Origin of the sequence: Streptococcus cristatus (genome assembly GCF_003943465.1) — a bacterium.
In the GTDB taxonomy this organism is placed as follows: domain Bacteria; phylum Bacillota; class Bacilli; order Lactobacillales; family Streptococcaceae; genus Streptococcus; species Streptococcus cristatus_C.
Genome location: NZ_RJPR01000027.1, coordinates 1 through 1,476, shown reverse-complemented (window position 1 = coordinate 1,476; position 1,476 = coordinate 1). Strand labels below are relative to the sequence as shown.

Below are 1,476 nucleotides of genomic sequence, written 5' to 3'. Positions count from 1 at the left end.
TGGTGCTCAATGAGCTTGAAGCTGATTCACTTGCTGAGACTGACTGGCTCAAGCTCAATGACGCTGAGGCACTTGTGCTTACTGATACAGACTGGCTTGCGCTCATTGAGGTTGAAGCTGATTCACTTGTTGAAACTGACTGGCTCAAGCTCAATGACGCTGAAGCTGACTCGCTTGTTGAAACTGATTGACTCAAGCTCAACGATGCTGAGGCACTTGCACTTGCTGAGACAGACTGGCTCAAGCTCATTGACGCTGAAGCTGATTCACTTGCTGAAACAGACTGGCTCAAGCTCAATGACATTGAAGCTGATTCACTTGCTGAGACAGATTGGCTCAAGCTCAATGTCGCTGAAGCACTGGCACTTACTGAGACTGACTGACTCAAGCTCAATGACGCTGAAGCACTGGCACTTGTTGATACAGACTGGCTGGTGCTCAATGACGTTGAAGCTGATTCACTTGCTGAGACAGACTGGCTTGCGCTCAACGATGCTGAAGCACTGGCACTTACTGAGACAGATTGACTACCACTCAGTGAAGCTGAAGCGCTCTTGCTCAATGAAACTGACTGGCTCAAGCTTAACGAAGCTGAAGCACTATTACTCAATGAGACAGACTGGCTAGTGCTCAATGACGCTGAGGCGCTTGTGGTTGTTGAGACTGACTGGCTCAAGCTCAATGAAGTTGAAGCGCTCTTACTTAATGAGACGGATTGGCTCAAGCTCAATGACGCTGAAGCACTGGCACTTGCTGAGACAGACTGACTTGTGCTCAAGGACGCTGAAGCAGACTCGCTTGCTGATACAGACTGGCTTGCGCTCATTGACGCTGAAGCACTTGCACTTACTGAGACAGACTGGCTGGTGCTCAATGACGCTGAAGCTGACTCGCTTGTTGAAACTGATTGACTCAAGCTCAACGATGCTGAGGCACTTGCGCTGGTTGAAACTGACTGGCTTAGGCTTACTGATGCTGAAGCACTTGCACTGGTTGATACAGACTGGCTGGTGCTCAATGACGCTGAAGCTGACTCGCTTGTTGAAACTGACTGGCTCAAGCTCAATGACGCTGAAGCTGACTCGCTTGTTGAAACTGATTGACTCAAGCTCAACGATGCTGAGGCACTTGCACTTGCTGAGACAGACTGGCTCAAGCTCATTGACGCTGAAGCTGATTCACTTGCTGAAACAGACTGGCTCAAGCTCAATGTCGCTGAAGCACTGGCACTTACTGAGACAGACTGGCTCAAGCTCAACGAAGCTGAGGCACTTACGCTTGCTGATACAGACTGGCTCAAGCTCAATGACGCTGAAGCACTTGCGCTTGTTGAGACAGACCGGCTGGTGCTCAATGAGGCTGAAGCACTGGCACTTGCTGAGACAGACTGGCTCAGGCTTACTGATGCTGAAGCTGATTCACTTGTTGAAACGGATTGACTCAAGCTTACTGACGCTGAAGCAGACTCGCTTGTTG

The 1,476-nt window shown here is 49.9% G+C and carries 1 protein-coding gene; it reads right to left on the bottom strand.

From position 1 onward, the window contains the following. The coding region (locus D8793_RS11740; RefSeq protein ID WP_185761200.1) for a hypothetical protein at positions 1-1,476 on the bottom strand (1,476 nt) is incomplete at both ends.